This is a genomic window from Candidatus Hydrogenedentota bacterium, assembly GCA_012523015.1.
Taxonomy (GTDB): Bacteria; Hydrogenedentota; Hydrogenedentia; order Hydrogenedentales; family CAITNO01; genus JAAYBJ01.
In genome coordinates this window covers 1-7,008 of record JAAYJI010000010.1, presented here as the reverse complement: position 1 = coordinate 7,008, position 7,008 = coordinate 1, and the positions used below count along the sequence as shown (strand labels likewise).

Here is a 7,008-nt window from a genome sequence, read left to right as displayed (position 1 = left end):
GTACGGGCCTAATGAGCTGACCCATGCGAAAAAGCTGGGGTTTTGGGCGGATATGGTGCAACGCTTCAAAAATCCCTTGATCATACAGCTGCTGGTGATTGCGATCGTATCGGCTATGATCGGTGAGTTGGGTTCCACCGCCATTGTGGGGCTCATGATTCTGTTGAGCGTGGGACTGTCCTATGTACTGTCGCGACGTTCCAATCAAGCTGTGGAAAACTTAGGCAAACGCGTGCAATCGCGCACCTATGTGCTGCGCGACGGCGAAGAGACGGAAGTGCGCATTTCCGATATCGTTCCCGGCGACGTGGTCTTGCTGCGGGCAGGATCCATTGTACCCGGAGACCTGCGCTTGCTGGTTGCCAAAGATTTTTTTGTCCGAGAATCCTCTCTCACCGGCGAATCCATGCCCGTTGAAAAATCCGCCACTGACCAAGGCGCGCCCAATACGCCTGCACTACAACTGCCCAACATCTGCTTTTTCGGAACCTCCGTAACCAGCGGAAGTGCGAGAGGGTTGATCCTCGGTACCGGGAAACGCACCTTCTTTGGAGCGATCTCGGAGAAGCTCGGTGAAAAACGGGCAGAAACTAGTTTCGACCGTGGAGTACGCTCCTTTACATGGCTTATGATCCGCTTCATGGTGGTCATGGTTTGTCTTGTTTTCTTCATCGTGGGATTGACCAAAGGCAATTGGCTCGAAGCGCTCTTGTTCGGATTGTCCATCGCCGTGGGGCTCACCCCGGAAATGCTGCCCATGATTGTAACCGTCAATCTGGCGAAGGGCGCGTTGACGATGGCGGGGCGCAAGGTTATTGTGAAACGGCTGCCTTCCATCCAAAACTTCGGCGCTATCGACATCTTATGCACCGATAAAACGGTCACATTGACCCAAGATAAGGTTGTGCTCGAACGACATGTTGATATTCTCGGGAACGACAGTGAAGAGGTGTTGAACTATGCCTACCTCAACAGCTTTTTCCAAACCGGGCTGCGCAACCTTATTGACCGCGCTGTACTTGAATATGCCGATTTAGATACGAGCCAATGCCTGCTGATTGATGAGCTTCCCTTCGATTTTCAGCGGCGGCGCATGTCTGTCATCGTCGCCTATGAAGGGGATCACGTATTGACCTGTAAAGGCGCAGTAGAAGAGATTTACGCCTGCTGCAACCGCTTTCAGATTGATGAAGAGATCTATCCGCTCGTGCCTATGATACGGAGCGAACTCTTCGAAGAAGTTGAAATGCTCAACCGAAGCGGCTTCCGTGTGCTCGGCATCGCGTATCGCGAATTCCAAAGCGACAAGATGGTCTTTTCGGTCCAAGACGAATCGGAACTGATCCTCTTGGGCTACATTGCCTTCTTTGATCCGCCGAAACAGACCACCAATGAAGCGCTCGAATTGCTCGCAGGCGTAGGCGTTGAAGTGAAGGTACTCACAGGCGATAACGATTTGGTAACGGAGAAAGTCTGCAAAGAGGTGGGGCTGCAAGTAAACCGTATCGTGACCGGAACCGAGCTGATGCAACTATCGCCTGACGATTTTTTAGAGACCATAGAAACGGCAAACGTCTTTGTGAAACTCTCGCCCCTGCAAAAAGAGGATATCGTGACGAGACTCCGTGAAAATGGCCACGTAGTCGGTTTTCTCGGCGACGGCATCAACGATGCTCCCGCCTTGCGCGCCGCCGACGTGGGTATCTCCGTCGATTCCGCTGTAGACGTAGCCAAAGAAGCCGCGGATATTGTGCTGCTCGAAAAGAGCCTGCTTGTGCTCGAAGAAGGCATTATGGAAGGGCGGCGGGTCTTCGCCAATATCATCAAATATATACGCATGGGCGCCAGCTCCAATTTCGGCAACATGTTTAGTGTTGTCGGAGCCAGCTATCTGCTGCCCTTTTTGCCCATGCAGCCTGTGCAAATTCTTGCCAACAACTTACTCTATGACTTTTCACAAACAGGCATCCCCACCGATACCTTGGACGATGAATTAATCGCGAAACCGCTCAAATGGAATATCGATAATATCAAACGCTTTATGCTCTTTATCGGACCCATCAGTTCTATTTTTGACTATGCCACTTTCGCGCTTATGTGGTTCTTCTTCCATTGCAACGCCTTTTCGGATGCCGCCTCTTCCCCGGAACAACAAACGGAGCTGGCACGACTCTTTCAAACAGGCTGGTTCGTCGAATCCTTGCTGACCCAAACGCTCATTGTACATATCATCCGAACACGGCGCATTCCTTTCTTCGGAAGCCGTGCCTCTTTCCACCTAACCGTAACGACCTTGGTTATCATGGTCATTGGAGCATGGCTGCCTTACTCTCCCTTCGCAGGATATTTGGGCATGGTGCCGCTGCCGCCAATCTATTGGGCGTGGATCACCGCCTTCTTGGTAGGCTTTGCCGTTTTGACGCACAAAGTTAAAAGTTGGTTCTTCAATCGCTATGGAGATAATTAATGATGAATACTATTTTAGATGCCCTTCAAGAAGGAAGACTTTTTGAATTACCTGATAACGACAAAACAGACGCGTTGCAATTTCTTGCCCATATCATTGAAGCCTTTCCGGAAATTCCCGCCTCGACTGATGTCTATGGGCATGTCATGGAACGGGAGGAAATGACCAATACAGCGCTTGGCAAAGGATGGGCGTGTCCTCATGCGCGGCTGCCTTTCGACGAAAATATCATGTGCGTCATCGGATGGAGTCCCACAGGCATAGATTACGGCGCTCCGGACGGGCTGCCCGTATCCATGGTTATCATGTATCTCGTTCCTGAGAATCAGCGTAACCAGTACCTGCGCGAAATTTCGCTCCTCGCCAAAGCAGTACAGAATTATCCGGGCCTTGAGCAATTTCGCCAAGCCGAAGATCTTGATTCCATCCGTAACTATCTGCTCGATCTTATTGACGCAACAAAAGCTTCCGTCAGTACCGATACACGGGCAAGAATGATCCGATTACAAGCCAAGGTCGTGCCCGATGGTCCCGCCTTTCAAGATCTCTCCAATCTGGTCGTCGAGCCGATCACCCTCGTTTCAGGTGTAAGCGGGAATCCTGTTGTCTTGCCGCAGAATCCGGAATTCTTGGATCAATTCAGCGCCAATCGCGAAATCGCTGATAAGATCAATACGGACGGTATGTATCAAAATGGTGGGTGGCGTATCATGCGCAGGAACAGCACTGCCTATCAAGGCGGTATGATGGCCCATGAGTGTATCGCCGTTAAATTGATTCCTCAATAATCGAAGCGCCGTGAAGATGGGTGTAGCGCTTCCCTATTGCGCCTTGCCTACTGAAACAAATGGCGCGCGTCACGTCGAAAAAGTAAATACAAGAAGAAGGGGCCGCCAATCATGGCGGTAATTACGCCAACGGGTATTTCAGCGGGCGCGAAAAGGACACGGGCCGGCACATCGCAAAGAGTGAGGAACATGCCTCCAAAAAGAAAGGCGGCGGGGAAAAGACGGCGATGATCCGGCCCCACCAAAAGCCGGCAAATGTGAGGCGCCATCATGCCTACAAAACCAATGGGCCCACAGACCGACACAATACCGCCTACAAGCATAGACACGACAAAAAAGATCAGTTTACGGATATAGGAAGCATTAAGGCCGCGGCTCATAGCAAGCTCTTCTCCCAGCGCAAGGAGATTTAATTCTTGGATTAACAAAGCAAGAATAAGAGCAGCGGAAAGGACCAAGGGCAAAAGCGTAAATACAGCGTTGTAGCCCACCATGCCCAGGCCGCCCATGAGCCAGCGTACCAGTTGAAAAGAATCGTGGAGGCTGGCACTGTATTGCAGCGCAAGAATCATACTGGACAAAAAAAAGCTCAACGCCACGCCGGCCAATAACAATACGGGCGTCGCAAAACCGCCCCGCGACCGGGTCAGCCCGTAAACCACTAGGGTTATTATTGCGGCTCCGGCGAAAGCAAACCATGTCATACCGGAGATGCCGAGGAGCGCAAAGACCAACCCCAAGCGTATATACAAGGCGGCGCCAAAAGCCGCGCCCCCTGAAACACCCAGCGTGAAAGGGGTTGCAAGAGGATTTCGAAACAAGGCTTGAAAGGCCATCCCCCCCAGCGCCAGTCCGCCGCCTGCCAGAAAGGCCGTCAGCGTACGGGGCACACGAATCCGCCAAAAAACCAAAGACGAAACGCTATCTCCACAGGGCGATAAGATGCCTTCAAGGGATAGGGGCGTTACGCCTATAAAAGGTGACGCCATCAAGACGCATAGGGCGCATACCCCCAAAATCAAAATTGTTTTATGGCTCTTCATGGACGCTCCCTTGTGGCACAATGTGGATGCCGCCCCATTGTGGGTCTTCAAGAAAACGGAAAGGCGTTTCGTAAATGTCTTCCAAAAGCGCCGTATCCAACAAACCTTCAGGAGCACCCCAATACACGATCTGCCCTTGTTTCAAAGCAAGTACCCGGTTATAGTGCAGAATACGCTGGTTTAAATCATGGGTGACGGCAACGACGGAAAGCCGGGTTTCCCGCTGCAAGCTTTCGGTTAGATTTAAAATATCAACCTGATGCTTATAATCGAGGAAAGCGGTTGCTTCGTCCAGAAGCAATACGCGGGGCTCCTGTGCAATGGCGGCGGCAAGGTAGACCTTTTGCCGTTCACCGCCGCTCAGTGAAAACAAGCTGCGCTCAGAGAGGGATAGCACATCGGCCTGAACCATGGCTTTCTCGGCTGCTTCGTAATCTAAAGCTGTAAAATTAGAAAAAGCACTGAGATAAGCATATCGCCCCATGAGCACAAATTCACCGACTGTGAAAGGCAGGTTGACCGCAGCGGATTGGGGCACATAGGCAGCGGCACGGGCAAGATATTTATGATCATAACGCTGTAATGCTTTTCCAAATAGTTGAATGCTCCCAGAAGCAATGGGAATCAAGCGGAGCATCGCCTTTAAAAGGGTGGACTTCCCCGCGCCATTGGGACCGATGATCGCCATGGATTGACCTGCTTCCAAAGAAAAGGAAAGCTCTTTCACAATGGTTTGTCCGTCTAAGACGATAGATAGATCCTTAATCTCATAGGCCGGTGAAGTCATAGAATCATCGCTTTTTCGTCTTCATTAAAACAACGTTCTAAGGCGTCCAAGGTCTCTATGAGCCGAGGACCGGGAATCGTATATTGTGCGCCGCCTAAATAATACACACGCCCGCGGAGCACCGCCTCCAAAACCCCGAGAGATTGCCAGGCTTGCAAGGCATCAGCATGGGCCGCTTCAGAATCTTCCTGCCCAAATTCTATGATCAGATCCGGATCCAATTCTAAAATTCCTTCAGCGGAAATAGCCGGATATTCCGCCCATTGCCCTTCAACACAATTGTCACCGCCAACGATGGTCAACAAATCGCTGAGAAAAGAACCGGAACTAATGGCATAAATTTGTTTCAAACTTCCCGAAGCGCTTTCGCGCCCTGTTACCATCAACACACGCAGACGCGGACGAGCCGCACCATGCTGTGCCGCCTCCGTAATATGGGCGTCCATATCGGATACGAGGCGCTGTGCAGAATCATTACAATCACAGAGTGCCCCCAATTCTTCGTAACTGCTTCGAATAGCGTCCATCGTATCTTGGCTGATCACCTGATGGCGCAAGCCTAAGCGGTCCAAAACGGGCTGAAGCGTTCTGTGGAAAGGCGTCAACAAGATCATATCAGGGCGCAACGCAACAAGGAGTTCATAATTGGGATCCAAGAAACCGCCGATGCGCATACAGTCCAGCGCCGCCGGAGGATAGTTGCAATAACGGGTCACGCCCACCACCTTATCACCTAAGCCTAAAGCAAACAAGCTTTCGGTTATGCCCGGCGACATGGATACAATGCGCCCGCAATGAAAGGCAGCGTCTGGAGCTGCAGTCTCCTCGGACAGCGTTCCTTGTTTTAAGAAAAAGCTGCCGCCAAATATAAGGATGACCCCGATGATGGCTATTGCTGCACGCATTCGTTTAAAGAATCCTTTTTCTCTTCCTGTCCGTTCAAATTATGCCGGTGGTGTGCTATACGATTGGAGACACAGTGTAACACTGCAGCGCGGCCCTTCTAAAGTTTGGCTTGGCTTCGTTACCATAACATGGCAGCCCATGGCAGCAGCGGCGCGCCACCTGTTTTTTTCAATACAATGTGATACTATTTTAAAACAATCGTCTATTTCCTTGTTACTGGCCGAAACAATTGAAAGGGTCTGTCATGAACAAATGGGTCGCACTGGGTATTGCAGTAGTCATTTTGGTCGGTATCGCCGCCGCCGTATATATTCCGCTTAAACTTTCCGGCGCTTTTTCGAAAATTCCTGTCACCGTGCGTATCGGAGAGCCCATGCCTGATTTCAGATGCTCCGATTATAACGATAAAGTCCATACGCTCAAACATTATGAAGGGAAAGTGGTCGTCCTTGTCTTTTGTTCGCAAAAGTGCCCTTTTTCTTTAGGTATTGAACAGCAGCTCAGCGCACTCGTACAGTTTTATCAACCAAATGAAAAACTGGTATTTCTTGGCATTGATTCGCATATGGGCACCACGACTGCAGAAATAAAGAACCATGCCCAGACTATGGCATTGCCCTATCCCATTCTCAAGGATAACGATGCCTTCTATGCAGACGCTACAGGCGCGCGGGTGACTCCCGAAATATTTATTATCGATAAAAAAGGAATCCTCGCCTATCGCGGCGCCTTCGACAATCGTCTACTTCCCGAACGCCCAGGCAGCATCCCCTATACCGCACAAGCCATTGAAGCGCTGTTGAGTGATCTTTTAGTCAATCCCACCGAAGTCACCGCTTGGGGCTGCACCATCAAACGCTAATCTTTATTGCGCCCGCCGCAATTATTATCTGTGCCGCTGCCCATCTGTGCAATGGCGCCCGTTCAAGACTCCGACTAAAGGCTGCCCCCTGCGCAGCCTTGATTCGGGGTTCACTCCTGATTCCTTGGTGAAGTCCAATAGCAATATACGCACGC

The 7,008-nt window shown here is 50.9% G+C and carries 6 protein-coding genes; 3 read left to right on the top strand and 3 right to left on the bottom strand.

Annotation, left to right across the window (positions count from 1 at the left end):
* Window positions 1–2,467 (top strand): magnesium-translocating P-type ATPase (gene mgtA / locus GX117_00630; protein ID NLO31851.1); only part of this gene is annotated, 2,467 nt, incomplete at its 5' end.
* Window positions 2,467–3,255, top strand: a complete 789-nt coding sequence (locus GX117_00625) for a PTS sugar transporter subunit IIA (GenBank protein ID NLO31850.1) — start codon at window positions 2,467–2,469, stop codon at window positions 3,253–3,255. The genes mgtA and GX117_00625, both read left to right, overlap by 1 nt.
* Before the next feature lie 47 nt (window positions 3,256–3,302).
* Here the strand turns inward: GX117_00625 and GX117_00620 are convergent, their stop codons facing one another.
* The 3 genes from GX117_00620 to GX117_00610 are packed head-to-tail and all read right to left on the bottom strand — an operon-like array spanning window position 3,303 to window position 5,990.
* Window positions 3,303–4,298, bottom strand: a complete 996-nt coding sequence (locus GX117_00620; protein NLO31849.1) for an iron ABC transporter permease — start codon at window positions 4,296–4,298, stop codon at window positions 3,303–3,305.
* Window positions 4,285–5,085 (bottom strand): ABC transporter ATP-binding protein, encoded by an 801-nt coding sequence (locus tag GX117_00615; GenBank protein ID NLO31848.1) that lies wholly within the window; start codon window positions 5,083–5,085, stop codon window positions 4,285–4,287. The genes GX117_00620 and GX117_00615 overlap by 14 nt, the downstream gene beginning before the upstream one ends.
* Window positions 5,082–5,990, bottom strand: a complete 909-nt coding sequence (locus GX117_00610; protein ID NLO31847.1) for an ABC transporter substrate-binding protein — start codon at window positions 5,988–5,990, stop codon at window positions 5,082–5,084. Before GX117_00610 ends, GX117_00615 begins: the two co-directional genes overlap by 4 nt.
* A gap of 245 nt (window positions 5,991–6,235) precedes the next feature.
* Between GX117_00610 and GX117_00605 the strand changes: the two genes are divergently transcribed.
* A complete protein-coding gene (locus tag GX117_00605) occupies window positions 6,236–6,853 on the top strand; it encodes a redoxin domain-containing protein (protein NLO31846.1) in 618 nt (205 codons plus the stop codon).
* Window positions 6,854–7,008: the final 155 nt, after the last annotated feature.

Bases quoted from the DNA above. Each gene is read 5' to 3' on its own strand.
- GX117_00625 (NLO31850.1), top strand. From the start codon at position 2,467: ATGATGAATACTATTTTAGATGCCCTTCAAGAAGGAAGACTTTTTGAA.
- GX117_00620 (NLO31849.1), bottom strand. From the start codon at position 4,298: ATGAAGAGCCATAAAACAATTTTGATTTTGGGGGTATGCGCCCTATGC.
- GX117_00615 (NLO31848.1), bottom strand. From the start codon at position 5,085: ATGACTTCACCGGCCTATGAGATTAAGGATCTATCTATCGTCTTAGAC.
- GX117_00610 (NLO31847.1), bottom strand. From the start codon at position 5,990: ATGCGTGCAGCAATAGCCATCATCGGGGTCATCCTTATATTTGGCGGC.
- GX117_00605 (NLO31846.1), top strand. From the start codon at position 6,236: ATGAACAAATGGGTCGCACTGGGTATTGCAGTAGTCATTTTGGTCGGT.